21 protein-coding genes are annotated in these 24,091 nt (G+C 66.6%); 15 read left to right on the top strand and 6 right to left on the bottom strand.

What is annotated here, in order from left to right; all coding sequences use genetic code 11:
* Window positions 1–10: 10 nt before the first annotated feature.
* The gene (locus SPYCW_RS11270; protein WP_172595480.1) at window positions 11–1,333 is read right to left on the bottom strand and encodes a caspase family protein; all 1,323 of its coding nucleotides are present in this window, start codon (window positions 1,331–1,333) and stop codon (window positions 11–13) included.
* Window positions 1,334–1,349: 16 nt separating this feature from the next.
* Window positions 1,350–1,973, bottom strand: a complete 624-nt coding sequence (locus tag SPYCW_RS11265; protein ID WP_120216874.1) for a class I SAM-dependent methyltransferase — start codon at window positions 1,971–1,973, stop codon at window positions 1,350–1,352.
* Between the two features lie 93 nt (window positions 1,974–2,066).
* Between SPYCW_RS11265 and trxB the strand changes: the two genes are divergently transcribed.
* Window positions 2,067–3,032 (top strand): thioredoxin-disulfide reductase, encoded by a 966-nt coding sequence (gene trxB, locus SPYCW_RS11260; RefSeq protein WP_120216873.1) that lies wholly within the window; start codon window positions 2,067–2,069, stop codon window positions 3,030–3,032.
* A 117-nt stretch (window positions 3,033–3,149) separates the two neighbouring features.
* Here the strand turns inward: trxB and SPYCW_RS11255 are convergent, their stop codons facing one another.
* From SPYCW_RS11255 to SPYCW_RS11240, 4 genes are all read right to left on the bottom strand, one after another.
* Window positions 3,150–3,950 carry a hydrolase 1, exosortase A system-associated gene (locus SPYCW_RS11255; RefSeq protein WP_120216872.1) on the bottom strand — a complete coding sequence of 267 codons (801 nt, stop codon included), beginning with the start codon at window positions 3,948–3,950 and terminating at the stop codon, window positions 3,150–3,152.
* Window positions 3,935–4,621 carry a hypothetical protein gene (locus tag SPYCW_RS11250; RefSeq protein ID WP_120216870.1) on the bottom strand — a complete coding sequence of 229 codons (687 nt, stop codon included), beginning with the start codon at window positions 4,619–4,621 and terminating at the stop codon, window positions 3,935–3,937. Before SPYCW_RS11250 ends, SPYCW_RS11255 begins: the two co-directional genes overlap by 16 nt.
* A gap of 115 nt (window positions 4,622–4,736) precedes the next feature.
* Window positions 4,737–5,003: a phosphopantetheine-binding protein gene (locus SPYCW_RS11245; protein ID WP_120216868.1), complete on the bottom strand. Its 267-nt coding sequence runs from the start codon at window positions 5,001–5,003 to the stop codon at window positions 4,737–4,739.
* Window positions 5,000–5,995, bottom strand: a complete 996-nt coding sequence (locus SPYCW_RS11240; protein ID WP_120216866.1) for a GNAT family N-acetyltransferase — start codon at window positions 5,993–5,995, stop codon at window positions 5,000–5,002. The genes SPYCW_RS11245 and SPYCW_RS11240 overlap by 4 nt, the downstream gene beginning before the upstream one ends.
* Before the next feature lie 35 nt (window positions 5,996–6,030).
* On the opposite strand from SPYCW_RS11240, the gene SPYCW_RS11235 reads away from it, so the two are divergent.
* From SPYCW_RS11235 to SPYCW_RS11170, 14 genes are all read left to right on the top strand, one after another.
* A complete protein-coding gene (locus SPYCW_RS11235) occupies window positions 6,031–7,563 on the top strand; it encodes an acyl-CoA ligase (AMP-forming), exosortase A system-associated (RefSeq protein ID WP_120216864.1) in 1,533 nt (510 codons plus the stop codon).
* Window positions 7,560–8,789, top strand: a complete 1,230-nt coding sequence (locus SPYCW_RS11230) for a pyridoxal-dependent decarboxylase, exosortase A system-associated (RefSeq protein ID WP_120216863.1) — start codon at window positions 7,560–7,562, stop codon at window positions 8,787–8,789. The genes SPYCW_RS11235 and SPYCW_RS11230 overlap by 4 nt, the downstream gene beginning before the upstream one ends.
* Window positions 8,790–8,962: 173 nt before the next feature.
* Window positions 8,963–9,619, top strand: coding sequence for an XrtA/PEP-CTERM system exopolysaccharide export protein (locus SPYCW_RS11225; RefSeq protein WP_120216862.1), 657 nt, complete (start codon window positions 8,963–8,965; stop codon window positions 9,617–9,619).
* A gap of 47 nt (window positions 9,620–9,666) precedes the next feature.
* Window positions 9,667–11,214 (top strand): XrtA system polysaccharide chain length determinant, encoded by a 1,548-nt coding sequence (locus SPYCW_RS11220; RefSeq protein ID WP_120216861.1) that lies wholly within the window; start codon window positions 9,667–9,669, stop codon window positions 11,212–11,214.
* 14 nt (window positions 11,215–11,228) lie between these two features.
* On the top strand, window positions 11,229–12,242 hold the full coding sequence (locus SPYCW_RS11215; RefSeq protein WP_120218262.1) for a P-loop NTPase: 1,014 nt from the start codon (window positions 11,229–11,231) through the stop codon (window positions 12,240–12,242).
* Entirely contained in the window at window positions 12,242–13,954 is a 1,713-nt protein-coding gene (locus SPYCW_RS11210) for a hypothetical protein (RefSeq protein WP_120216860.1), read from the top strand. The genes SPYCW_RS11215 and SPYCW_RS11210 overlap by 1 nt, the downstream gene beginning before the upstream one ends.
* Before the next feature lie 33 nt (window positions 13,955–13,987).
* On the top strand, window positions 13,988–15,238 hold the full coding sequence (locus tag SPYCW_RS11205) for an XrtA/PEP-CTERM system-associated ATPase (RefSeq protein WP_120216859.1): 1,251 nt from the start codon (window positions 13,988–13,990) through the stop codon (window positions 15,236–15,238).
* Between the two features lie 45 nt (window positions 15,239–15,283).
* Window positions 15,284–16,144: an XrtA system polysaccharide deacetylase gene (locus SPYCW_RS11200; RefSeq protein WP_120216857.1), complete on the top strand. Its 861-nt coding sequence runs from the start codon at window positions 15,284–15,286 to the stop codon at window positions 16,142–16,144.
* A complete protein-coding gene (locus tag SPYCW_RS11195; RefSeq protein WP_232014679.1) occupies window positions 16,126–17,208 on the top strand; it encodes a FemAB family XrtA/PEP-CTERM system-associated protein in 1,083 nt (360 codons plus the stop codon). The genes SPYCW_RS11200 and SPYCW_RS11195 overlap by 19 nt, the downstream gene beginning before the upstream one ends.
* A complete protein-coding gene (locus SPYCW_RS11190; protein ID WP_120216854.1) occupies window positions 17,208–18,413 on the top strand; it encodes a TIGR03087 family PEP-CTERM/XrtA system glycosyltransferase in 1,206 nt (401 codons plus the stop codon). The genes SPYCW_RS11195 and SPYCW_RS11190 overlap by 1 nt, the downstream gene beginning before the upstream one ends.
* Window positions 18,410–19,888: an exosortase A gene (gene xrtA, locus SPYCW_RS11185; RefSeq protein WP_120216852.1), complete on the top strand. Its 1,479-nt coding sequence runs from the start codon at window positions 18,410–18,412 to the stop codon at window positions 19,886–19,888. The genes SPYCW_RS11190 and xrtA overlap by 4 nt, the downstream gene beginning before the upstream one ends.
* A 10-nt stretch (window positions 19,889–19,898) precedes the next feature.
* Window positions 19,899–21,794, top strand: a complete 1,896-nt coding sequence (locus SPYCW_RS11180; protein WP_120216850.1) for an XrtA/PEP-CTERM system amidotransferase — start codon at window positions 19,899–19,901, stop codon at window positions 21,792–21,794.
* 235 nt (window positions 21,795–22,029) lie between these two features.
* The gene (locus SPYCW_RS11175; protein ID WP_120216848.1) at window positions 22,030–23,214 is read left to right on the top strand and encodes a GNAT family N-acetyltransferase; all 1,185 of its coding nucleotides are present in this window, start codon (window positions 22,030–22,032) and stop codon (window positions 23,212–23,214) included.
* Window positions 23,211–24,077, top strand: a complete 867-nt coding sequence (locus SPYCW_RS11170; protein WP_120216846.1) for a cupin-like domain-containing protein — start codon at window positions 23,211–23,213, stop codon at window positions 24,075–24,077. The genes SPYCW_RS11175 and SPYCW_RS11170 overlap by 4 nt, the downstream gene beginning before the upstream one ends.
* Window positions 24,078–24,091: the final 14 nt, after the last annotated feature.

Here is a 24,091-nt window from a genome sequence, read left to right as displayed (position 1 = left end):
CAATCGGTCGCTAGCTCACTACCAACGTGTACGTGACCCGATAGTCGCTCGCATCGCCGTCGAGCGTCCGGGTAAACGTCCCCGGCGTATCGCCCAGGTCGATCGTCCCGATATTGTCGCTGCCGCCGATGTCGTCGAATTCGCGCAGCTGGAAACTCACCGGCTGGTCGAATTCGAAAATCTGGTCGACGACCCAGCTTTCGCCCTTCTTGATCGAATAAATGTCGCCCTTGCCTTCGGGAAAACGCTGGCCGGTGTTGAAGCGCAGGAACAGCTGATCGGGCAGGCCAAGCCCCAATCGCCCGGTCAGCTTGATGCATTCGACGCGGATGTTGGTCAGCGTGAACTTGCGCGTCGCCGGGCGCGCCGTTCCCGCGGGCTGCTTCATCGCGACCATCGTTACCGGTGCGGCAATCGCATCGGGCGTTTTCGGCAGACGATTGATATTCTCGTTCGCTTGCCCCGCATATTTTCCCGATGGAAATTCCGCGAGATATGCCTTGAATGCCTCGACACTATTTTCGGCCATCGCGCCTTTCCACAGCAATTCCTCCAGCCCGCGGCGTTCACCCGATGCGCCGGACGCGCGAGGGACGAGATAGACCGGGGTGCCGGTGATGCTGGCGCTGACGAAGGGGCGCTGGCTGCCGCCGGTCGCCGCCAGCACATCGTCGCGGATCAGCCCGCCGAGCAGTTGCACCGGCACGTCGGGCTGGGGCAGGCGCTTGGCGAGCGAGGTCGCAAAGGGCGAATTGCCGGCGGTGCCGTCGGCGGCGGTCTGCCCCGGCGCGGCGGCAAAGATGACGAGCACATCGTCGGCCTCGACCCCCGCCAGCCCGTTCACCACCGCGCGCGTCCCCGATCGCCACGACCGCCCGAAAGGATTGTTGCGGCACGAATCGAGGATGACCATGCGAATCTGCGCGCCCGACACCGACTCCATCAAACGGTCGAGGTTGATCGCCTCATAGGGCAGGTCGAGGTCCGATTTCAGCTGCGCATCGGTCGGGATCAGCCAGTTCTTGCCCTGCGCCTCGATCCCGTGTCCGGCGAAATAGACCATCGCGACCTCGGCCCCGTCGGCCTTGGCGCGAAAGTCGCGCATCGCTTTCTGGAAATCATTGACCGCCAGGTCGGACACGACGGTGACATCGTCAAACCCCGCCGACCGCGCCGATGCGGCGATGATCCTGATGTCGTTGACCGGGTTGGCGAGGCGGCTGGTGTTGGCATAGTCGCTGTTGCCGATGACCAGCGCGACCTTGCGCGCCTCGGCGGCGCTCGGCACCAGCAGGAAAAATGCGGTGAGGATGACTGGCCAGAATCGCAACATCTCGCAATCCTCTCTCTCAGGCGGCGTGCGCTGCGCCATATTCGTACCAACCGAACGGCCGGGGGGTTTTGGGGATATAGGCGGCGGCCTGCCGGTCGACGGCAAAGCCCGCCTTTTCATAAGCTTCGCTGATCGGGCGGGTCAGGTGGCAGTTGCCGCCGATGCGTTTCCATACGGGTTCGATCCGCCGCTGCCATTTCGCGACCCCGGCATCGGGCGCGGCGCCATGTTCGAGGAACAGCGCGGTGCCGCCGGGTTTCAGCACCCGGCGGATTTCGGCCAGCACCGCCGCCTGATCGGCGACCGAGCAGATCGTGAAGGTGGTGACGACGGTGTCGAACCGGCCACTCTCAAACGGCATCGCTTCGCCGACCCCACCCCGGATGTCCGCATCCATCCCGCGCGCCTGCGCCGCGGCGCGGCTCATCGCCAGCAGTTCGGGCGAGGGGTCGAGGCCGGTGAAGCTGGTGATCCGGGCGGGATCGTAAAATTCCATGTTGATCCCGCCGCCGCAGCCCAGCTCGAGCACATCACCGCTGGCGTTCGGCACAACCTTGCTCCTGACCTTCATGATCTGCCCCTGCGAACAGGCGCATTTGATCAGCCGCGGCACCCCATGACGTTCCCACCAGCTTGCCATTTAACGGACTCCCCTTGGCGCGGAAGGTGACCCTTGCTAGCGCGGTTGGCAACACCCATCTGTGCCTGCCGGCACAGCCAGAGAAAGATCGTCATGCCCACCACCCATCACACCAAGATGCTCATCCTCGGTTCCGGCCCCGCGGGCCTGTCCGCCGCCATCTATGCCGCGCGCGCCGGGATGATGCCGATCGTGGTGCAGGGGCTGCAACCCGGCGGGCAGCTGACGATCACCACCGACGTCGAAAACTACCCGGGCTTCGCCGAAGTGGTGCAAGGGCCGTGGCTGATGGAGCAGATGACCGCGCAGGCGACGCATGTCGGCACGTCGATGATCTGGGACACGATCGTCGATGTCGATTTGTCGCAGCGCCCGTTCAAGCTGACCGGCGACGGCGGCGATGTCTATATGGCCGAAACGCTGGTGATCGCGACCGGGGCGCAGGCGAAATGGCTGGGCGTGCCGGGCGAGCAGGAACTGGGCGGCAAGGGCGTTTCGGCCTGCGCGACCTGCGACGGATTTTTCTATCGCGGCAAAAAGGTCGTGGTGATCGGCGGCGGCAACACCGCGGTCGAGGAGGCGCTGTACCTGACGAACCATAGCGACGATGTGACGCTGATCCATCGCCGCGATCACCTCCGCGCCGAAAAGATCCTGCAGGACCGGCTGCACGCCAATCCCAAGATCAAGGTGCTCTGGAACAAGCGCGTGGATCGCTTTGTCGCAGGCGAAGGCGTTTCGGGGCTCGTCGGCGTCGACCTGATCGACACGGTGACGGGCGAAGCAAGCCACGAGCCGACCGACGGCGGCTTCGTCGCGATCGGCCACAGCCCGTCGACCGAATTGTTCAAGGGCAAGCTGCCGCTGGATGCCGATGGCTATCTGGAAGTCACGCCGGGAACGTCGCTGACGTCGATACCGGGGGTTTTTGCCGCGGGTGACGTGACCGACAAGGTCTATCGTCAGGCAGTAACCGCGGCGGGCATGGGCTGCATGGCAGCGCTGGATGCTGAGCGGTTTTTGGCCGAGGCGGAATATAAGGCGTTGGTCGAGGCGTAATTTCAAAGCCCCTCCCTTTAGGGGAGGGGTTGGGGTGGGGCACGCGACCTTGCGCAAGGCCGCTCACCCCCACCCGCTGCGACTAGGCAGCAAGCTGCCAAGTCTCGCTGCCCTCCCCTAAAGGGTAGGGCGGAGAATCTTCAGTATCTGCTCTGCCAACCAATCCCCATCATCCCCCGCAAAGCTGTGCGACGTGCTGTCCAATCGTTCGACCGGCACCGCGCCCGGCTGGCATTTCTCCACAAATGCCTGCGCTGTCCTGTCGCCGGTGGCGAGCAAAATCGTGGCCGGGTAGGCGAGATTGGCGAGCGCGGCGTCGAGGCGCGCGGGCAGGCTGTCCGGCGCGGCAGGCGCGGCGCGGCGACCGAGCGCTGACAGGCCGCGAGCGAGTTTCTTGAAGTCGATGTCGCCCTTCAGCAGCCGCAGCAAACTTCTCGGATCGGTCAGCCGCGCAAGGTAACGCGCGCGGATCGCCGATGCGGGGGGCAGCGCGGGTTCGTCGGCCTCATCGTCGGCGCCGCCTTCATAGGTCCACGGATTGGCGAGGGTCAGTTCGTCCAAGGCAAGCGGCTGGTGGAGCAGCAGCGCGCTGGCGGCGTCACAATTGCCGAAGGCGACGATGCGCGTCACATGCGGCGCGGCCGCGCGAAAGGTGGCGATTGCGGCGGCGATGTCGGGGGCGCTGCTTTCAAAGCCGCCGTTCGCGCCGTCGCTGTCGCCGATCCCGCGCCGGTCGAAGCGGAAGACGGGGTGACCGGCGTCGGCGATGCGCTGTGCCAGCATCGCCATGCCACGATGCGCGCCGCTGCGGATTTCGTTGCCGCCCGAGACGATGAGCAGCCCGGTGGTGCTGGGCGCGTCGTCGAGCGTCGCGGCGAGCGTGGCGCCTTCGCAGGCGAAATTCAGCTGATGCCGCATGTCTGGCTCCAAGCGGCGATGTCGGCGGCGATCGCCTCGGCCATCGCGCCATCCTCTCCGGGTTCGGCGCGCAGCCAAAGCGGGGTTCCGGCGATCGCGTCGGCGCCGCTGCCGAGGGTGACGGTGCGCAGCGGCGCCACGGGCTCGACTGCGGCGCTGCCAAGCTGTCCCATCATGGCGGGCGACAGCAAGTTGCCTGCGAGAAGCAACGGCGCGGTGGCGGCTTCAGCTTGCAGGCTGTCGAGCGACGAGGTCAGCCCGGCTTCGCGGTCGGCGGCGACGCGGGCGCGCATCAACGTGCGGAGCAGCGACGCGCCGCCGATCGGGGCAAGCCGCCACCACGCGGCGGCGCTCGCGCGATGATCGATCAGCGCGCCGCCGCGCAGCGACGCGATGATCACCGGGCCATCAAGCGTCGCGGAAACCTCGGCCAGCGCTTCCTGCCAGCGATGAAGATCGGTCTGGGCCAGCGGCACAAGGCTTTCATTCTGGCCGGGCAGGTCGGGGAGAACGGCGGCGAGCCCATGGCGCGCCAGCGCGCGCATCGCCAGTACCAGTGTGCGCCGGGTGCGGTTCGCTTCCTCGAACAAAGGCGGGACGAACAACAGGGTGGCGCGCTGGGTGCCGGTGGGAGCGATGCGGAGGATATGTTCGGGAGTGGGGAGAGGCATTCGCATGCTCCCTGTCGTCATCCCGGCGAAGGCCGGGATCTCACCGTCGCGGAAAACGCCATGGCGAGATCCCGGCCTTCGCCGGGATGACGATATAGGGAGGACGGCGCGACCTTCAATTGGTCACCTTGCGCAACGAGAACGCCAGTAAATTGCCATAGGTTTCAAAGATCTCGCCGTCGATTTCATCATCGTCGATGATAATGCCGAGCCGGTCTTCCATCTCGGTCAGCACCGTCGCCACCGCCATCGAATCGAACTCGGGCAGCGCGCCGAACAGGCCGCTGTCGTCGATCAGCGCCGCCGCGCGCGCTTCGCCCAAACCGAGGACGTCGGCGAGCAGGGCGCGGAGGGTGGCGTCGACGGTATCGGGTGCGGTCACTTGTCTTTCCTCAGTAGTGCGCGGCCGAAGGCCTTCAATGCCGGACCCCATGCCGCGACGCGCGACGGATTGAAAGCCTCGATCCGCCACAACGGGTCGTGGCGGTTCATCCAGTCGCGCTTGTAGCCGTCGTTGCCGGTCCCAAAATCGACGCGTTTGACGCCGTCTATCGTGATGACGTGACGGAACAGCGCCGCCGACAACAGCGTCCCGGGCGAGGCTTTCAGACTATCCTCGACATGCGCCAGCTTGTGGATGAAGGCGGTGCCGTCCTCGACGGTCCAATATTGCGCCGCGACGGGGATGCCGTCGATGCGGGCGATGCCCATCCGCAGGTGGCCGCGCGCGCCCTCGGCCTCGGCAAAGGCGCGGAGCAGCGCGGGGTGGCCTTCGTCGGGTTTCCAGCTCGCGGCGTATATTTGTTCATAGGCCGCCCAGCTGCCGTCATCGAATTCGGTGAGCAGCTGGATGTCGACGATGCCCTTTTTCGCCTTGCGCTGAACCGTATTGCGCAGCGCGCCGGGGCGGTCGGCCCACCAGGCGTCATGGTCCATGTCGCCAAGGTCGAGCCAGTGGCGGTCGCCGGCGGGCGTCGCTTTGACCCGCCAGCCTACGGCGCGCAGCGCGGCGGTGATCTCGTCGGGGGCAGCCACGGGGTAAAGCGTCAGCTGCGCGGCGGTGCGGCGGAGATTTTGGAACAGCGCGCGCAGCGCGGCGCCGCGGTCGCCGTCACCGGTGTAGAGCGGGCGGATTGTGAAGCTGTACCAGTTGGTGAGGCCCGCGACGTCGCCAGGCTTTTCGACGCGCAGCGGTAGCCATGCGGTGACGCCGCCCGCGCCGCCATGCGCGTCGATCCGGCCCTGGCCGGCAAAGCCATAAGCTTCGAGCAGGTCGAACCACGCCGCACGGTCGAAGGGCGAGGCAAAGCCTTCCGCGCGCGCCGTCGCGGGCAGCCGTTCATCATTAGCGTGATGTTCACCGTTCCCTTGCATAGTGTCGCCCTCTATCACTGCACTCCTAACAGCCGATGACCAAAGCCGAAAACCCAACTTCCAGGCCGATCGACCATCTCGTCCGCTGCGGCGCGCCCGATGCGGCTGCCTTGCTGATCGGTGACGCCGGGCTAACCTTTGCTGAATTTGACGCAGGGGTCGGGCGACTGGCGGCGTGGCTGCGCGAGCAGGCGGGCGGGCCGGGCGAGCGGGTGGCGAGCTGGAGCGCGAAGACGCGTCTCGCTTGCCTGATGCCGCTCGCGGCGGCGCGCGCGGGGCTGATCCATGTACCCGTCAACCCGCTGCTTAAAGGTCCGCAGGTCGCGCATATCCTGGCCGACAGCGGGGCAAAGCTGCTGCTCACCAACGGCGCGCGGGCAGAGATGCTCGGCGAAGGTTTGCCCGCGGGTTGCATGGTGCAGGATCTGAAGATCGCCGAGGAAGTAATCGATTCGAGCGGGGACGGGCTGGTGCCGTCGTCAGCTGATCCCGACGATCTGGCGGCGATCCTCTATACCAGCGGATCGACCGGGCGGCCCAAGGGCGTGATGCTGAGCCATGCCAATTTGTGGCTCGGCGCCGAAAGCGTTGCCTCCTATCTTGAACTCGCGCCCGAAGACCGCGTGCTCGCGGTGTTGCCGCTCAGCTTCGATTATGGGCAAAACCAGTTGCTTTCGAGCTGGTATGCCGGCGCCGCGGTGGCGCCGCTCGATTATCTCACCCCGCGCGACGTCTTGAAGGCGGTGGCGCGGCACCGCGCGACGACGCTGGCGGGGGTGCCGCCGCTCTGGGTGCAGCTGGTTGAGAGCGACTGGCCTGGCGAGGCGGCAGCGTGCCTCAAACGGCTGACCAACAGCGGCGGTGCGCTCACACCCTCGCTGATCGACGCGATGCGGGCGACCTTTCCCAATGCCGACATCTACCCGATGTACGGGCTGACCGAGGCGTTTCGCTCGACCTATCTCGAACCTAAGCTCGTCGCCGATCATCCGACCTCGATGGGCCGTGCGATCCCGCATGCCGAAATACTGGTGTGCCGCCCCGACGGGACGATCACTGCCGACGAGGAACCGGGCGAGCTGGTGCATTGCGGGCCGCTGGTCGCAAAGGGCTATTGGCGCGATGCGGAACGGACCGCCGAGCGCTTCAAAGCGGCGCCGCGCGCGTCCGAATATGGCGGAACGGCGGTGTGGTCGGGCGACACGGTGCGCCGCGACGCCAACGGCCTTCTCTATTTCGTCGGCCGCGACGATGCGATGATCAAGACCGCGGGCAACCGCGTCAGCCCGACCGAGGTCGAGGATGTCGCGGTCGCGTCGGGGCTGATCTACGAAGCGGTCGCTTTCGGGGTGCCCGATGCGCGGCTGGGGGCCGCGATTATCCTGATCGTGCGCGGCAAATCCGGAGTGGCTGACGAAGCAGGGCTGAGCGCGCATCTGCGCCAGAATCTGCCCAATTTCATGCAGCCGCAGACGATCGAATGGCGCGATACGTTGCCCCGCAACCCCAACGGCAAGCTCGACCGCGTGGCGATTGCCGCCGATTGGGCGCAGGCGGTGGCGGCATGAAGCCGCACGGTCCGATCCCGCCCGGATTTGCCGCCGACGAGGACGGCATGCTGCTGATCGGCGGCGACCGCGCCGATATGCTCGCCGACATGGCGGGCGACACGCCGCTGTTCGTTTACGACAGCGCAATGTTGACCGCGCGGGTCGCCGAATGGCGCGCCGCAATGCCCGCCGACGTGCAGCTGCATTTTGCGATGAAGGCGAACCCCTATGCGCCGCTGCTCGCCTTCATGGCGCGGCTGGTCGACGGGTTCGATGTTGCGTCGGGCGGCGAACTGAAGGCCGCGATCGACGCCGGGATGCCCGCGGGCGACATCAGCTTTGCCGGACCCGGCAAGCGCGACCGCGAGCTGGAGGCAGCGATCGTCGCGGGGACGACGCTCAACCTGGAATCGGCGGGCGAGGCGGATCGCGCGCTGTCGATCGCCAGCCGCCTTGGCCTGACGCCGAGCCTTGCGGTGCGGGTCAATCCCGACTTTGACCTCAAAGGATCGGGGATGAAGATGGGTGGCGGCGCCAAGCCGTTCGGGGTCGATGCCGCCGAGGTTCCGGCGCTGGTTCGACGTCTGATCGCGGCGGGCGCCGACTGGCAGGGCTTCCATATTTTCGCGGGATCGCAGGCACTTGATGCCGCGGCAATTGCCGACACACAGGCGCAGACGGTCGCGCTGGCGGCCAGGCTGGCGGACGAGATCGGGGCCACGCCGCCGCTGGTCAATCTGGGTGGCGGGATGGGGGTGCCTTATTTCCCCGGCGACACCGCGGTCGATACCGCGGCAGTCGGCGCGGCGCTGGGCGACACGCTTGCCGCGCGCGCCGATGTGCTCGCGAAAAGCCGCTTTGCAATGGAACTTGGGCGCTGGCTGGTCGCCGAGGCGGGCGTCTATCTGACCCGCGTCGTCGATCGCAAGACCAGCCATGGCGAGACGTTCCTCGTCACCGACGGCGGGCTCCACCACCAGCTCGCGGCGAGCGGCAATTTCGGAACGGTGATCCGGCGCAACTATCCGATCGCGGTCGCCAAGCGGTTCCGCGATGCGCCCGCCGAAACGGTGTCGGTGGTCGGGTGCCTCTGCACCCCGCTCGACCGGCTGGGCGATCAGGTCGCGTTGCCGCGCGCCGAAGTCGGCGACCTGATCGCGATCTTTCAGGCGGGCGCCTATGGAGCGAGCGCCAGTCCCGCAACCTTTCTGGGGCAAGGGCCAGCGCGCGAAATGCTCGTCTGACCCGTCAAAACCTGTTCCTTAACGGGACAGTTTTGCCGATGTGCTAGTCAAACCTATCTCAATACTAACTCTATGTTCACCCTTTTCGCGCAAGGGTGGATGCTGACGCATTGACGGTTGCCGCGGGGATTTGCGCCGTGGCGGCTGCCCGCGGCACGAAAGGTTGATTGATTATGGCTTCGTTCCCTTCGCTTCGCGTCGCCCGCGCCGCGCTTGTTTGCGGTATCGCGTCGACGGCGCTCGCGGGCTGCGCCAGCACGGGTGGCGGCGCGCCGCAGCTGCCGAGCGCGACCTTTGTCCAGAATCAGGAAGGTCCGGGCGAGGAATATATCATCGGCCCGCTCGACGAGCTTCAGATCTTTGTGTGGCGCAATCCGGAACTCGGCGGCAAGGTGCAGGTGCGGCCCGACGGGCGCATCACGACGCCGCTGATCACCGACATGCCCGCGGTCGGCAAGACGCCGACGATGCTTCAGCAGGATATCAAGCTCCAGCTCAGCCAATATATCACCGACCCGATCGTCAGCGTGATCGTCACGACGTTCAACAGCACCTTTTCGCAGCAGGTGCGTGTCGTCGGCGCGACCGAGAAACCGGCGTCGATCCCGTTCCGCGCCAACATGACCGTGCTCGATGCGATGATTGCAGTCGGCGGCCTCGGCGAATATGCGGCTGGAAACAAGGCACGACTCGTCCGTTTCGACAAGGGCAGCGGCAAGCAGCAGGAATTTGGCCTGCGGCTGAACGACCTGATCAAGCGCGGCGACATCAAGGCCAATGTGCGGTTGCAGCCCGGCGATGTCATCATCATCCCCGAAAGCATGTTCTGATCCCGACGGACCGCCAACCGACCCATACCAAGGATTGACCGCAACCGATGACCAGCCTCTACGACGAATTCCGGGTGGCGCTGCACAGCGTCTGGACGCGCCGGTGGCTCGTGCTGGCGGTGGCATGGGGCATCTGCATCCTCGGCTGGCTGGCGATCGCGTCGATCCCAAACCGTTACGATTCGCGCGCCCGGCTGCTCGTCGACATCAACGAAATCCTGCCCGACGATCCGCAGGGCGGTGCCTATGGTGGGCGCCAGCGCATCGACCAGATCCGCGAGACGCTGACCAGCGCCCGCAACCTGGAAAAGGTCGCGGCAACGACCGGCCTGCTGCCCGCCGGCGCGGGCGAGCGCGAAAAGGCGAGCGCAGTCGCGATGCTGCAGAAAAACATCAAGGTGGTCCCGCAACAGGATAATATCTTTGAGATCACATCGAGCGTCGGGGTCGGCAGCCTGTCCGATGCCGACAATGCCAAGCTGGCTTCGGGCGTGCTCGACAGCCTGATTACCGTGTTTCGTGATGACCAGCTTCGCGGCGGGCGGATGAACGCGCGCGAAGGGCTGAAATTCCTCGATGCGCAAATCGCCGACCGCGAAAAAGCGCTGCGCGAAGTCGAGGCGCGGCGCGCGGCGTTCGAGGCGCAGAATATCGGGCTGATCCCCGGCGGGGCCGGATCGCCGGCGCAGCGCGTCGAAGCGGCGCGCGCCGAACTGGGCCAGATCGATTCGCAGCTGGTGGCGGCGCAGGCCCAATTGGCAGCGGCCAACGGCCAGCTGGCCTCGACCCCCGCGACGATCAACGTCCCCGGCATGGGCAGCGTCGGCGGCGGGGTTGCGCGGCAGCAGCTGGCAGGCGCGCAGAACGAACTGTCGTCGATGCGCGCGCGCGGGCTGACCGATGCGCATCCCGACGTCATCGCGCTGAAAAGCCAGATTGCGTCGCTCAAAGCCATGGCCGACCGCGAAGGTGCGGGCGGCGGTGGCGGCGGCAATTCGCAGAACCCGGCCTATGCCTCGCTCGCCGCGATGCGCGCCGAGCGGCAGGCGACGGTCAGCGCTCTCAACGCCCGCAAGGCGCAGCTGAGCGGCGACATCGCGCGGATCACCAGTCAGCAGATCCAGAACCCCGGCATTGCCGCCGAATATGACCGGATCAACGGCGAATATACCGCGTTCAAGGCGCAATATGACAAGCTGCTGGCACAGCGCGAACAGGTGCGGCTGCGCGGCGACGTGCAGACCGAAACCGACGCGATCAAGATCGAGCTGCTCGACCCGCCGACGAAGCCGACCAGCCCCGCGGCGCCCAATCGGCCCTTGTTCCTGACCCTCGTCCTGCTCGCCGGGATCGGCGGCGGGATCGGCGCTGCCTTTGGCCTCGGCCAGGTGCGCGCCAGCTATGCCACTGCGGCGAAGCTGGAGCGCGCGAGCGGATTGCCCGTCATTGGTTCGATCACCGAAGTGGTGACCCCCGAGCGCCATGTCGAACGGCGCAAGAAACTGGTGTGGCTGGCAAGCGGCGGCGGCGCCTTGGTCGGGCTCTACGCCCTGCTGCTGGTCGCCGAATTCATCCAGCGCGGCATGGTAGCGTGACGGGGGACGATGACATGAACGACCAACGCAAAGTCAAGCGCCCGCCCTCGCTCCTCGAACGCGCCGCCGATATGTTCGGCCTCGATCCCGCCGCCAATGCGCCGACGATCGACGTGTCGAACCTGCCGCCCGAAGCGCCAAAAAAGGCCAAAAAGGCCCAGGCCGAACCGGTTGCGGAAGTCTTGCCGCCCGAGGCGATCGCCCCGGCCAGCCCGACGGTCGAAACCGCCCCGACGCCGCAGCCATCGCCGCGCAAGGAGATCGCCAAGGCCGCCCCCGCGATCGTTCCGACGCGGCAAGGGACGATCAACCGCGAGCGGCTGGCGTCGCGCGGGATGATCGTACCCGGCACCCCAGTCACTGGCATTTCCGAAGAATATCGCATCGTGAAGCGCGAGCTGATCCGCAATTTCGGCGGCGTCGGCAATCGCCCGATCCTGCCGCGCGGCCACCGCGTATTGATCGCGTCGGCGAATCCGGGCGAGGGCAAGACCTTTTCCGCGGTCAATCTGGCGCTGAGTCTGGCGGTCGAGGCCGACCATGACGTGCTGCTGATCGACGCCGACATCGCCAAGCCGAGCGTGCTCGAAGCGCTGGGGCTGGAGGATGGTCCGGGGTTGATGGACGCGCTGGCCGATGCGCATCTGCCGCTTGGTGATTGCCTGATCCAGACCGATATTCCGGGATTGAAGGTCATGCCCGCGGGCACCGGGCATATGCACGACACCGAACTGCTTGCTTCGGCGCGCACCGATGCGTTGCTGGCGCAGCTCGAACAGGGCGCTCCCGGCCGCATCCTGATCATCGATTCGCCGCCGGTGCTGGCGGCGTCGCCCGCCGCAGTGCTCGCCGGGCATGTCGGACAGACGATCATGGTCGTGCGCGCCGACGAAACATTGGAATCCGCCCTGCGCGACGCGATCGGCCTGATGGGCGCGTGTCCGCATATCCAGCTGCTCCTCAACGGCGTGAAATTTTCGCCGGGTGGCCGCCGCTTCGGCACCTATTACGGACAAGGAGGCGCGTGATGCGCACCACCACCACATTGCGCCGCACGGGCGCGCTGGCGGCGCTGCTGCTGGCGGGAACCGCGACCGGCGCGCAGGCGCAATTTTCGGGTGATCCCGCATCCGGCGCCAGCGACGCTCCGGCCAGCGCGCCGTCGGCCGAGCCGGGCCGATCGGCCAAGCGCGCCGAAGCGCGTCGCAGCCAGCGACAGGTTGATGTCAGCCCCTATCTGGAGGTCGGCCAAGTGCTGACCGCCGACCTGAAGAACGGCGGCGACGTCCTGACCTATACCACGGTGGCGGCTGGCGTTGACGCCGCGATCGTGACCAGCCGCGCCGAACTGGCGGCGACGGTACGGTATGAACATCGTTTCGGGTGGAACGGCGGGCTCGACGATTCCAATACGATCAGCGGGCTGGCGCGCGGTCGGATCGAGGTGGCGCGCGGGCTGAACCTGGAGGGCGGCGCGCTCGCGACCCGCACCCGCGCGGACGGCGCGGGCGCTGACAGCGGCTTGTTCATCGGCGACGCCAGCAATGTCGCGAACCTCTATTCGGTGTATGCCGGGCCGACCTTGGCGCGGCGGATCGGCGGGCTTGATGTCGGCGCCGGTTACCGCTTTGGCTATACCAAGGTCGATGTCGATACGCCCCCGATCCTGTCGCCAGGATCGCAGCCGCAGGATATTTTCGACAGCTCGACCAACCATGTCGTCTGGGCCAGCGTCGGCGCGCGCCCCGGCGATCTACCGTTCGGCTGGCAGGTTTCGGGCGGTTATGAACGCGAGGATGCCAGCCAGCTGGACCAGCGTTTCGAGGGCAAATATGCCCGGGCCGACGTGACCATGCCGATTGGGCCGACCGTCGCGCTGCTCGGCGGTGTCGGTTACGAGGATATCGAAATCGGCCAGCGCAATCCGGTGGTCGATGCGGGCGGCGTGCCGGTGCGCGACGCCAACGGACGTTTCGTGACCGACAAATCGACCCCGCGCCAGCTGTCGTTCGATACCGACGGCCTGATCTGGGACGCGGGTGTGATGTGGCAGCCAAGCCGCCGTACGTCGGCGACCGCGCGCGTCGGGCGCCGCTACGGCGATACCATCTATACCGGCAGCTTTTCCTATCGCGCCGACCATGCAACGACGATCCAGGTCGGCGTTTATGACGGGCTGTCGAGCCTTGGTCGCGGACTGTCGGGGGGGCTGGCGGCGCTGCCGACCCAGTTCGATCCGACGCGCAACCCGATCGGCGGCAATATCAACCCGTGCGTGTTCGGACAGGCGGGCGGCGGATGCCTCAGCAACCAGCTGGGCAACGCGACGGCGGCGCAATATCGCAGCCGCGGGGTGCAGGCGACAATCGGCTCGCGCTTTGGCGGGTGGAATTACGGGGTCGGTATCGGCTATGACCAGCGCAAGCTGCTCGCCCCCTTGCTGTCGCCGATCGCCAGCCTGAACGGGATCAAGGACGAGAATTATTATCTGTTCCTGTCGGCTGGGCGCCGACTCGACGCCGACTCGGACATCAGCCTGTCGGGCTACCTCAATTATTTCGACAATGGCGCGCCGGGGGTCAGCGACGTACAGTCGGCGAGGCTGTCGGCAGCCTATTCGCGGCGGTTCTGGCGCAGCCTGACCGGCACCGCGGCGGCGAGCCTGAACGCCTTCGATCAGGACGGCTTCAACAGCCAGCTTATTGGTTCAGCTTTGGTGGGACTGCGTTACAACTTCTGATGGGCTGGACCCATTGGGCAACGGGAATTCGCGATGTACGATCAATTCTATGGTTTCACCGGCCGTCCGTTCCAGCTGACGCCAGACCCGCATTTCTATTTCGAAAGCGGCACCCACCGCAAGGCGATGTCCTACCTCGGCTACGGCCTCGCGCAGGGTGAGGGCTTTATCGTCATCACCGGCGATGTCGGCGCGGGCAAGACGACCTTGGTCGGCCATCTGATGAACACGATCGATCCGAACCGGCTGACCGCCGTCAAGCTGGTGTCGACGCAGGTCGAAGGTGACGACCTGCTCCGCCTGGTCGCCGAACAGTTCGGGATCGAATGGGAAGGCGAGAGCAAGGCCGAACTGCTGCGGTCGATGGAGCAATATCTGCGCGAACAGGCGCGCGCCGGCAAGCGCACCTTGCTGATCGTCGACGAGGGGCAGAACCTCGCGATCTCGGCGCTCGAAGAATTGCGGATGCTGTCGAATTTTGTGCTCGGTGGCCATTCGCTGCTGCAGATTTTCCTGCTCGGCCAGCCCGAATTTCGCCAGACCCTGTTCCATTCGCCGACGCTTGAGCAGCTGCGCCAGCGGGTGATCGCGACGCACCACCTCGACCCGATGGAGCCCGAGGAGGTCGAGCCTTATATCCTCCACCGCCTCGGCAAGGTCGGCTGGACGGGCAATCCCAGCTTCAGCCCCGACGCGTTCGAGGAAATCTTTGATTATAGCGAGGGCGTGCCGCGCAAATTGAACGTGCTGGTCAGCCGCTTGCTGCTGTACGGCGCCGTCGAGCAGATGACGCGGATCACGGCGCAGAATGTGCGTTCGGTGGTCGCCGAGATCGAGGCCGACCGCGGCATCGATGCGTCGACGCTCGCGCCGCTGCCGGTGGATGAGGTCGTGGCGGCGGCCGCAGCTGCGGTGGCGCCGACTCCCGCACCCTTTGCCGCGCCGACCGCGGCGAACGAAACGGCGCTCGAATGGCCACAGCGCGCCGCCGATGGGCGTCCGCCCTTTGCCGAGCCTGAGCAAGCGGTCATACTGACTCCGCCCGACCCGAGCGCCGACGAAGTTCTGGCGCGCATGGCCGCGGCGGATGGTGGCGCCCCGACGGCGTCCGCGATCGATCCCGAACAGCTGGCGGCGCTCGAAGCACAGATCGCTTCGCTCGAAACGCGGCTGGTCGAACAGGACGCCGCGCTGCGCCGCGTGCTCGACCTGCTGATCGAATGGGTCGAGCGCGATCCCGAGAACGCGCCCAACCCGGCGACGTCGCGGACCTGGGCGGCCTGACAGCGGTCGCGAAATCGGCTATCCGGTCGACGAAGGTGAGAGAAGATGCAGAACGGCCTGTCGGTCGATGTCGAGGACTGGTTCCAGGTCGGCGCCTTTGAGCGCACGATCGACCGCGCCGACTGGCCGACGCTCGAGTGCCGGGTCGAGGCGAATTGCGATGCGGTCTTGCAGATTTTCGCCGATGCGCGGGCCAAGGGGACGTTCTTCACGCTGGGCTGGGTCGCCGAACGCTATCCCGCGCTGATCAAGCGGATTGTTGCCGCAGGGCATGAGCTCGCGAGCCATGGCTATGACCATAAGCGCGTGTTCAACATGAGCGCGGACGAATTTGCTGCCGACCTCAAGAAGACGCAGGGCATTCTCGAAGACCTCGGCGGGGTCGAAGTGCGCGGCTATCGCGCACCGAGCTTCTCGGTCGATACACGCACACCCTGGGCGCATTTGGTGCTCGCCGAGCAGGGCTATGACTATTCGTCGAGCGTCGCGCCGGTGGTTCATGACCATTATGGCTGGCCGCAAAGCCCGCGCCATGCGTGGCGGCCGCTGCCTGATAGCGACCTCGTCGAATGGCCGGTGACGACCGCGCGCTTCGCCGGGCGGACGCTCGCGGCGGGCGGCGGGGGTTTCATGCGGCTGCTGCCCTACGGCTTCACCCGCTGGGCGATCGCGCGGATGAATGAAGAGGGGCATCCGGCGATACTCTATTTCCATCCGTGGGAAATCGACCCCGGCCAGCCGCGGGTTGCCGATGCGCCGATCAAATCGAAAATCCGGCATTACAGCGGCTTGTCGGCCATGGCTGGCAAACTGAAGAAGCTGCTCGCCGATTTCGAATGGACGCGCGCCGATGCCCTGCTCCCGGCCCAGCAGCAGCGCGCCGCGCCGTGGCGCGCGGCGGCGTGAATGCGCCGAGCTTTCCGGTGAAGCAGGGCTTTTCCGGCGCGCCGCTGTCCGACGCGGCGGCGTGGGATGCCTATGTCGCCGCGCACCCGCAAGCGACCCCCTTTCACAGCCGCGCCTGGTGCGAAGCGATCACGGCGGCGACCGGGCATCTTTGCCATCTGGTCACTGCGCGCGATGCCGAGGGGGCGCTGACCGGCCTGTTGCCGCTGCACCATGTTCGCTCGCCGCTGTTCGGGCAGGCGCTGGTCGGCAGCGGGTTTGCGGTCGATGGCGGCATTTTGGCCGATGATCCGACGGTCGCGGCGACACTGGCCGAGGGTGCTGCGGCGATGGCAAGATCGCTCGGCGTCCCGTCGGTCGAACTGCGCGGCGGTTCGCAGCCGGATGGCGAAGGCTGGCAGCGCGAAGAAGGCGTCTATGCCGGTTTTGCACGCGACCTCGCCAGCGACGACGATACCGAATTGCTCGCGATCCCGCGCAAGCAGCGCGCCGAAGTGCGCAAGGTTCTGGAGAGCAGCTTGACCGTCACGACCGGGTGCGATGCAGGCGAGCGGCGCGATCATTACCGCATCTATTCGACCAGCGTCCGCAACCTCGGCACGCCGGTATTCCCCAAGGGGCTGTTCGATGCGGTGCTCGATGCGTTCGGCGACGATGCCGACATATTGACCGTGCGGCAGGACGGGAGTCCGGTCGCAAGCGTGCTCAGCCTGTATTGGCGCGGCACCGTGATGCCCTATTGGGGCGGCGGGATCGCCGACGCACGGCGGTTGCGCGCCAATGAACTGATGTATTTCGCGCTGATGCGCCATGCGCGCGAGAAGGGCTGTACGCGCTTCGACTTTGGCCGGTCGAAGGTCGGCACCGGACCCTATAGTTACAAGAAGAACTGGGGCTTCGAGCCGCAGCCGCTCGTCTATGCGCGCTGGCTGGCGCCGGGTGAGGCGCCGCGCGATACCAACCCGAACAGCGCCAAATACCGGCTGCAGGTCGATCTGTGGAAGAAATTGCCGTTGTGGGCGGCGAACCGGATCGGGCCGCTGATCGCGCGCGGATTGGGGTAATGCCCGAAATCCTGTTTCTTGTGCACCGCGCGCCTTGGCCGCCCGACCGCGGCGACCGTATTCGCAGCTGGCATATGTTCGAAGCGCTGGCGAAGCTGGCGCCGGTGCATGTTGCGGCGCTCGCCGACAATGAATCCGACGCTGCGCAGGCACGCGAAAAAATGACACCGCATTGCAAGAGCCTGGCGATCGAAGTGCGCAAGATCTCGCGCCCGTTCGCGCTGGCATCGGCGGTGCTGCGCGGCGAGCCGGTGTCGAACCGGCTGTTCCGGAATTCGGCGCTCGCGCGCCATGTCGATGCGCTCGTCCACCAAGGCAGCATCACCCATATCGTCGGCTTCTCCGGCCAGATGGCGCAATATCTGCCCGCAGGTTTTGACGGGCCGGTTTTGATGGATTTCGTCGACGTTGATTCGGCCAAGTTCGCGACCTACGCCGAACAGGACAAGCGCCAGCCGCTGAACTGGGTCCACCGCCGCGAGGCACGCGTGCTCGGCGCCTATGAAGCTACGGTGGCGCGGCGCGTCGACGCGAGCCTGTTCGTCAGCGAGGCCGAGGCGGCATTGTTTCGCACGCGCAGTGGCCTGGGTGGCGACACGGTGCATGCCGTCGAGAATGGCATCGACACCGACCGGTTCGACCCCGCGCTGACATTCGACGCGGTCGCTGGCGACGAAGGGCCGCTGGCGGTGTTCACCGGGCAGATGGACTACCGTCCCAATATCGATGCGGTGCGCTGGTTCGCCGCCGACATCCTGCCGCTGATCCGTCGGCAGCACCCGGACGCGCGGTTCGCGATCGTCGGGCGCGCGCCGACCGACGAGGTGCGCGCGCTGGCCAAGCTGCACGGGGTGCTGGTGACCGGCGAGGTGCCCAACGTGCAGCCGTGGCTTGCCGCCGCTGCTGTGGTGGTCGCGCCGCTGCTGCTGGCGCGCGGGGTGCAAAATAAATTGCTCGAGGCGATGGCGATGGCGCGGCCGGTGGTGGCGAGTGCCGCCGCGGCGACGGGAATTGACGCGACCCCCGGCGAGCATCTGCTGGTCGCCGACGACGGCGCGGGTATGGCCGCCGCAGTGAGTTCGCTGTTTGCCGACCGCGAGGCGGCGGCCCGGATGGGACAAGCGGGACGCGCGCAGATGATCGCGCGCTACGGCTGGGACGCGCGGCTGGCGCCGCTCGGCGCGCTGCTGGGGCTGTCCGCATGACGCTGTGGCAGCGCCATCTCGCCGCGCTTGCGCTGCTGTCGGCGATAATTCTCGCGCTCTTCTGGCGCGATGCTGCCGATATGGCGGGCATCTGGTGGAACAGCTCGACCTTCACCCACTGCCTGCTGATCGTGCCGATGATTGGCTGGCTGGTGTCGCAGCGGATCGATCTGCTGCGCCCGCTGACTCCCGCGTTCTGGTGGCCCGCGCTCATCTGGATGGCGGGAGCGGGACTGGTGTGGCTGGTCGGCGAGGCGGCGGGGGTTGGGCTGTTTCGCCAGCTCGGGTTGATCCTGATGCTGCAGGGCGCGGTCGGCGCGACACTCGGTGAAAAGCTGGTGCGCGGGCTGCTCTTTCCGCTCTGCTATGCGCTTCTCCTGGTGCCGTTCGGCGAGGAACTGGTGCCGCTGCTCCAGACCTTTACCGCGCATATCAGCGTTATCCTGCTCCACCTGTCGGGCATTGCCGCCGAGATGGAGGGGGTTTTCATCACCACGCCCGCCGGCTTCTTCGAGGTTGCGGAGGAATGTTCGGGGGTCAATTTCCTGATCGCGATGCTCGCCTATGCGGTGTTCGCGGCGCATTTGTGTTTCGAAAGCTGGACGCGGCGCATCGTGTTTGTCGCTGCGGCGCTCGCGACGACGATCCTCGCCAACGCGCTGCGCGCTTATGGCACGATGGTCGCCGCCGAAATCTGGGGGATCGAGGCGGCGGGCGGGATCGATCATATCATCTACGGCTGGATCTTCTTCGGGCTCGTCATCCTGATCGTGATGCTGGTCGCACGGCGCTGGTTCGACCGGCCCGCGAACGATGTGGCGGTCGACGTCACCGGGCTTGATGGCGCGCCGCGCTTTGCCGGCGCGGCGAAGGCAGTGTTGCCCGCGGCGCTGGCGATCCCGCTGATGTTTGCCAGCTGGGCATGGCTTGCGGGCGGACGCAGCGCGCCGCTGCCCGCGACGATGGCGGTCGAGGCACCGCGCGGCTGGAACGAAACGCGCGCCGAGGGCATGGCGTGGGCACCGCGCTTCGACGGCGCCGACCAGCGGCTGTTGCGGCATTTCGTCGATGCGAACGGACGCCGGGTGACGGTCGCGATTGGCGGCTATGAACGCCAGGCCGAGGGCCGCGAGGTGGTTGCCTTCGGACAGGGGGCGGTTGATCCGGACAGCAAATGGGCGTGGAGCGCGTCCTTGCCCGCGGTCGAGGGCGCGCGGACCGAACGGTTGCTCCACCCCGGCCCGGTGCTGCGCGATGCGGCGACCTGGTATCTTGTGAACGGGGCAATCATGGGCGATCCGCGGGGCGCCAAACTCGCGGGGCTGAAGGCGCGACTGCTCGGCGGCGATCCGCGCGCGCTGTCGCTGATCGTGTCGAGCGAGGCGGGGCAGGGCGGGCGCGATGCGATAGAGGATTTTGTTTCCGCGTCGGGCGGAGCCAAGGCGATGGCTGACCGCGCGCTGAAACTGCGTTAGGGATCGCGCCATGTGTGGGATCGCGGGCATCTATCATCTGGAAACGGCGAAGCCCGTCGACCCGGCGCGCCTCCGCGCAATGTTGCATCCGATGGCGCATCGCGGCCCGGACGGGTCGGGCGTCTGGACCGCTCCCGGCGTCGGGCTCGGTCATTTGCGCCTGTCGATCATCGACATCGACGGCAGTCCGCAGCCGATGGCGAGCGATGACGAAGCTGTGACGCTCACCTATAACGGCGAAATCTATAATTTCCGCGAGCTGCGCTCCGAACTGGAGGATCGCGGCCACCGGTTCCGCACCAGCGGCGATACCGAGGTCATCATCGCGGCGTGGCGGCAATGGGGGCCCGATTGCCTGTCGCGGCTGAACGGCATGTTTGCCTTTGCGATCCACGATCATGCGCGCGGCTGCCTGTTCCTGGCGCGTGACCGCTTGGGGGTGAAGCCGCTGCACTATGCGCGGCTGTCGGACGGGTCGGTGGCGTTTGCGTCCGAACTGAAGGGTCTGCTGCGCAACCCGCTCCTGCGGCAGGAAGCCAATCTGACTGCGATCGAGGATTTCCTAGCCTTTGGTTATGTCCCCGACGACAATTGCATTGTCGCGGGGGTCGAGAAGCTGCCCGCAGGCCATTATTTGCTGCTCGAACGCGGCAAGCCCGTCCCCGCACCGACGCGCTGGTGGGCGCCTGATTTTTCCAGGCGCATCAAGGCCAGCGAAGGCGAGGCGGCCGAGCATCTTGTTCACCTGATGCGCGCCGCAGTGACCGACCGCATGGTCGCAGACGTGCCGCTCGGCGCGTTCCTGTCGGGCGGCGTCGACAGCAGCGCGGTGGTCGCGCTGATGGCGGAAGCGAGCGCGAAGGCGGTCAAGACCTGCACGATCGGCTTCGATCAGGCGGCGCTCGACGAAACCGCCTATGCCCAGCAAATCGCCGAACGCTTCGCGACCGATCATCGCACGCGCACTGTGTCGTCGGGCGATTTCGGGCTGGTCGATACGATCGCCGATCATTTCGACGAGCCATTTGCCGACGCCAGCGCGCTGCCGACCTACCGCGTGTGCGAGCTCGCGCGCGAAAGCGTGACCGTCGCGCTGTCGGGCGACGGCGCCGACGAGGCGTTTGCCGGCTATCGGCGGCTGGTGTTCCAGCATCAGGAGGAGCGGCTGCGCGGGTTGATCCCGGGCTTCATGCGCCGCGGGGTGCTGGGGCCACTGGCGAAGATCTGGCCGCAGATGGACTGGGCACCGCGCCCGCTGCGCGCGCGCGCAACGCTCGCCAGCCTGTCCAAAAGCGGTGCCGAAGGCTATGCCGAAGCGGTCGGGGTGACGGGGCAGGCGCAGCGGTCGCTCCTGTTCAACGACGCCGCGCATCATGCGCTGGGCGATCATGTCGCCGAGGCGCGCTATTGGAAGGCGATGGCCGAAGCCCCGGCGCGCGAGCCGCTCGACCGCGCGCAATATGCCGACCTGATGATCTGGCTGCCCGGCGACATCCTGACCAAGACCGACCGGATGAGTATGGCGGTGAGCCTCGAGGCGCGCGAGCCGCTGCTCGATTATCGGCTGATCGAATTCGCCGCGAGCCTGCCCGCGTCGATGCGCGTCAAGGGATCGACCGGCAAGGCGATCATGAAGCAGGCAATGGAACGCTATCTGCCGCACGACATCCTGTATCGGCCCAAGATGGGGTTTGTGACGCCGGTGTCGCAATGGTTCCGCGGCGCTTTGGTCGAGCAGGCGAGGGGGCTGGCGACGTCGTCGACTCTGGCGCGGTCGGGCTGGTTCGACATGGCCGAGATCGAGCGTATCGTCGCGGCGCACCAGTCTGGGCGGCGCGACCATGGGCGGTTGATCTGGCAGTTTTTCATGCTGGAAAAGTCGCTGGCGAAACTGTTCGGGATTTGAGCTTTTGCCCCTCCCCCTTGATGGGGGAGGCTGCGTGACTTGCCAACTTGCTGGCTTAATCGCAGCGGTGGGGGGCGCTCTCGGCCTGAGATGGCGGAGCAAGGACGCGCCATCACCCTCATCCAACTTCGCCTAATCGCTTCGCGATTAGGCTGCGTATCCTTCCCCCATTAAGGGGGAAGGGGAGCGTCGAATCGCCACCCCATTTTAACGCTTCCCTGCTAACCTCCACCCGATGACGGTGCACCCCGCCTTTCCCGCCGACGCCACCCCCGCCGATCCGCTGACGGTGCGTATCGTCGACCCGCTGGCGCTTTCACCCGAGCTGGCGGCGGCGTGGGACCGGCTGGCGGCGGAGGCCAGCGAACCCAATCCCTTTGCCGAACGCTGGTGCCTGCAATCGGCGTTGCACCTGCTCGACCCCGATCGCACCGCGCGGCTGGTCATGGTGCGCGACGGCAGCGACGGGCCGGTGATCGGCATCATGCCGATCGCCGCTGCGCCGCAATATGGCCGCCTGCCGCTGCGCCATGTGACCGGCTGGGGGCACCCCAATCATTTTCTGGGATTGCCGCTGGTCCGCGCGGGGTTCGAACGCCTGTTCTGGTCGATCCTGCTCGGCTGGTGCGACGCGGCGCCGTGGGCGCGGACCTTGTTGCATGTGCCGCGATTGACCGAGGATGGACCACTGCACCGCGCGCTGGTCGATGTCGCGCGGGTGCGCGGCGGCGAAGCCGAGATCGTCCATCGTGAAGAGCGCGCGCTGCTCGCCAGCGACCTGTCGCCCGCCGAATATTGGGACACCGCGGTACGCGCCAAGAAGCGCAAGGAGCATCGGCGCCAGGCCAATCGGCTCGCCGAGCAGGGGGGCGTGCGTTTTCGGCGCTGGCAGGCGGGAGAGGCGATCGATCCGTGGATCGACAGCTTTCTGGACCTGGAGGCGCGCGGCTGGAAAGGCCGCGCCGGATCGGCGCTCGCCAGCCATGGCGATACCGAGGCTTGGTTCCGCGCCATCATCGCCGGTGCCGCAGAGGCGGGACGGCTCGACATGCGTGCGCTGGACCTCGACGAGCGACCGCTGGCGATGCTGATCAATTTTCGGGCGCCGCCCGGGGGCTTTTCGTTCAAGACCGCGTTCGACGAGGAATATGCCCGCTTTTCGCCCGGGGTGTTGCTGCAACAGGAAAATCTCGACCTGCTGGACGATCCGGCGATTGCGTGGGTCGACAGCTGCGCTGCGCCCGGACATCCGATGATCGACAGCGTCTGGCGCGAGCGCCGCGCGCTGGTGTGGGTCAACGCCGCGCTGTCGTCGCCCGCCGACCGGCTGCGCTTTGCGATGCTCGCCAGGATCGAGCGGCTCTGGCGACGCTGGAAAGCTCCCGCCGCCGTCAAAAATGAAGTAGAAAGCCCGACATGACTGCGCATCAGCCGATCTCTGCTCCCGTTTTCCCCGCCGACACGCTGGCGGCGATGGCGGCGCTATATCCTTTGAAGGCGGGGCTGCTGCGCCATCATCTGCCCGACCATCCCTTGCTGTCGATCGAGGCGCTGGCAGAGCTTGCCGAAAGCATGCCGGCGAGCGCGGTCGAATATAATCCGGGCAATGTCCCGATCGGGATCCGTCCCGAGGATGTCCCGTCTAACGGCCTGTCGATCGGCGAGACGATCCGCACCATCGACACCAATGGCAGCTGGGCGGTGCTCAAGAATATCGAAAATGTTCCGGCTTATCGCACGCTGCTGATGGACCTGCTCGGCGAACTCAAGTCGGTGGTCGAACCGCGGACGGGCGCGATGCTGACGCCGCAGGGGTTCATCTTCATTTCGTCGCCGGGGTCGATCACGCCCTATCACTTCGACCCCGAGCATAATATTTTGCTGCAACTGCGCGGGACCAAGGTCATGAACGTCTGGCCCGCGGGCGACGAGCGTTTTGCCGATCGCCGCGAGCATGAACGCTATCATGGCGGCGGCCACCGCAACCTGCCGTGGCAGGACGATTTCCATGCCGATGCGCAGCTGGTGCCGCTCGCTCCCGGCGACGCCGTGCTGATGCCGGTGATGGCGCCGCACTTCGTCGCCAATGGCGATGCGCCGTCGATCTCGCTGTCGATCACCTGGCGCAGCGAATGGAGCTATCGCGAATCCGAAGCGCACGCCGCCAACGCCGCGCTGCGCCGCATGGGGCTGGACCCGGCGATGCCGCCGCGCTGGCCAAGCTATGCCTGGGCGCGGTCGGTGGGCTGGCGGATCGCGCGAAAGCTGCGGCTTGTCGCGTGACAGACCGCTTTCCA

The sequence above is a fragment of the Sphingopyxis sp. EG6 genome (genome assembly GCF_003609815.1).
Classification (GTDB): Bacteria; Pseudomonadota; Alphaproteobacteria; order Sphingomonadales; family Sphingomonadaceae; genus Sphingopyxis.
Note: the sequence above shows the minus strand (reverse complement) of the source record. Positions and strands in the feature narration are given on the sequence as shown.

What these genes read in the sequence shown, in the direction of transcription:
- SPYCW_RS11270 (WP_172595480.1), bottom strand. Translation starts at nt 1,333, where the DNA reads ATGTTGCGATTCTGGCCAGTCATCCTCACCGCATTTTTCCTGCTGGTG.
- SPYCW_RS11265 (WP_120216874.1), bottom strand. Translation starts at nt 1,973, where the DNA reads ATGGCAAGCTGGTGGGAACGTCATGGGGTGCCGCGGCTGATCAAATGC.
- trxB (WP_120216873.1), top strand. Translation starts at nt 2,067, where the DNA reads ATGCCCACCACCCATCACACCAAGATGCTCATCCTCGGTTCCGGCCCC.
- SPYCW_RS11255 (WP_120216872.1), bottom strand. Translation starts at nt 3,950, where the DNA reads ATGCGGCATCAGCTGAATTTCGCCTGCGAAGGCGCCACGCTCGCCGCG.
- SPYCW_RS11250 (WP_120216870.1), bottom strand. Translation starts at nt 4,621, where the DNA reads ATGCCTCTCCCCACTCCCGAACATATCCTCCGCATCGCTCCCACCGGC.
- SPYCW_RS11240 (WP_120216866.1), bottom strand. Translation starts at nt 5,995, where the DNA reads ATGCAAGGGAACGGTGAACATCACGCTAATGATGAACGGCTGCCCGCG.
- SPYCW_RS11235 (WP_120216864.1), top strand. Translation starts at nt 6,031, where the DNA reads ATGACCAAAGCCGAAAACCCAACTTCCAGGCCGATCGACCATCTCGTC.
- SPYCW_RS11230 (WP_120216863.1), top strand. Translation starts at nt 7,560, where the DNA reads ATGAAGCCGCACGGTCCGATCCCGCCCGGATTTGCCGCCGACGAGGAC.
- SPYCW_RS11225 (WP_120216862.1), top strand. Translation starts at nt 8,963, where the DNA reads ATGGCTTCGTTCCCTTCGCTTCGCGTCGCCCGCGCCGCGCTTGTTTGC.
- SPYCW_RS11220 (WP_120216861.1), top strand. Translation starts at nt 9,667, where the DNA reads ATGACCAGCCTCTACGACGAATTCCGGGTGGCGCTGCACAGCGTCTGG.
- SPYCW_RS11215 (WP_120218262.1), top strand. Translation starts at nt 11,229, where the DNA reads ATGAACGACCAACGCAAAGTCAAGCGCCCGCCCTCGCTCCTCGAACGC.
- SPYCW_RS11210 (WP_120216860.1), top strand. Translation starts at nt 12,242, where the DNA reads ATGCGCACCACCACCACATTGCGCCGCACGGGCGCGCTGGCGGCGCTG.
- SPYCW_RS11205 (WP_120216859.1), top strand. Translation starts at nt 13,988, where the DNA reads ATGTACGATCAATTCTATGGTTTCACCGGCCGTCCGTTCCAGCTGACG.
- SPYCW_RS11200 (WP_120216857.1), top strand. Translation starts at nt 15,284, where the DNA reads ATGCAGAACGGCCTGTCGGTCGATGTCGAGGACTGGTTCCAGGTCGGC.
- SPYCW_RS11190 (WP_120216854.1), top strand. Translation starts at nt 17,208, where the DNA reads ATGCCCGAAATCCTGTTTCTTGTGCACCGCGCGCCTTGGCCGCCCGAC.
- xrtA (WP_120216852.1), top strand. Translation starts at nt 18,410, where the DNA reads ATGACGCTGTGGCAGCGCCATCTCGCCGCGCTTGCGCTGCTGTCGGCG.
- SPYCW_RS11180 (WP_120216850.1), top strand. Translation starts at nt 19,899, where the DNA reads ATGTGTGGGATCGCGGGCATCTATCATCTGGAAACGGCGAAGCCCGTC.
- SPYCW_RS11175 (WP_120216848.1), top strand. Translation starts at nt 22,030, where the DNA reads ATGACGGTGCACCCCGCCTTTCCCGCCGACGCCACCCCCGCCGATCCG.
- SPYCW_RS11170 (WP_120216846.1), top strand. Translation starts at nt 23,211, where the DNA reads ATGACTGCGCATCAGCCGATCTCTGCTCCCGTTTTCCCCGCCGACACG.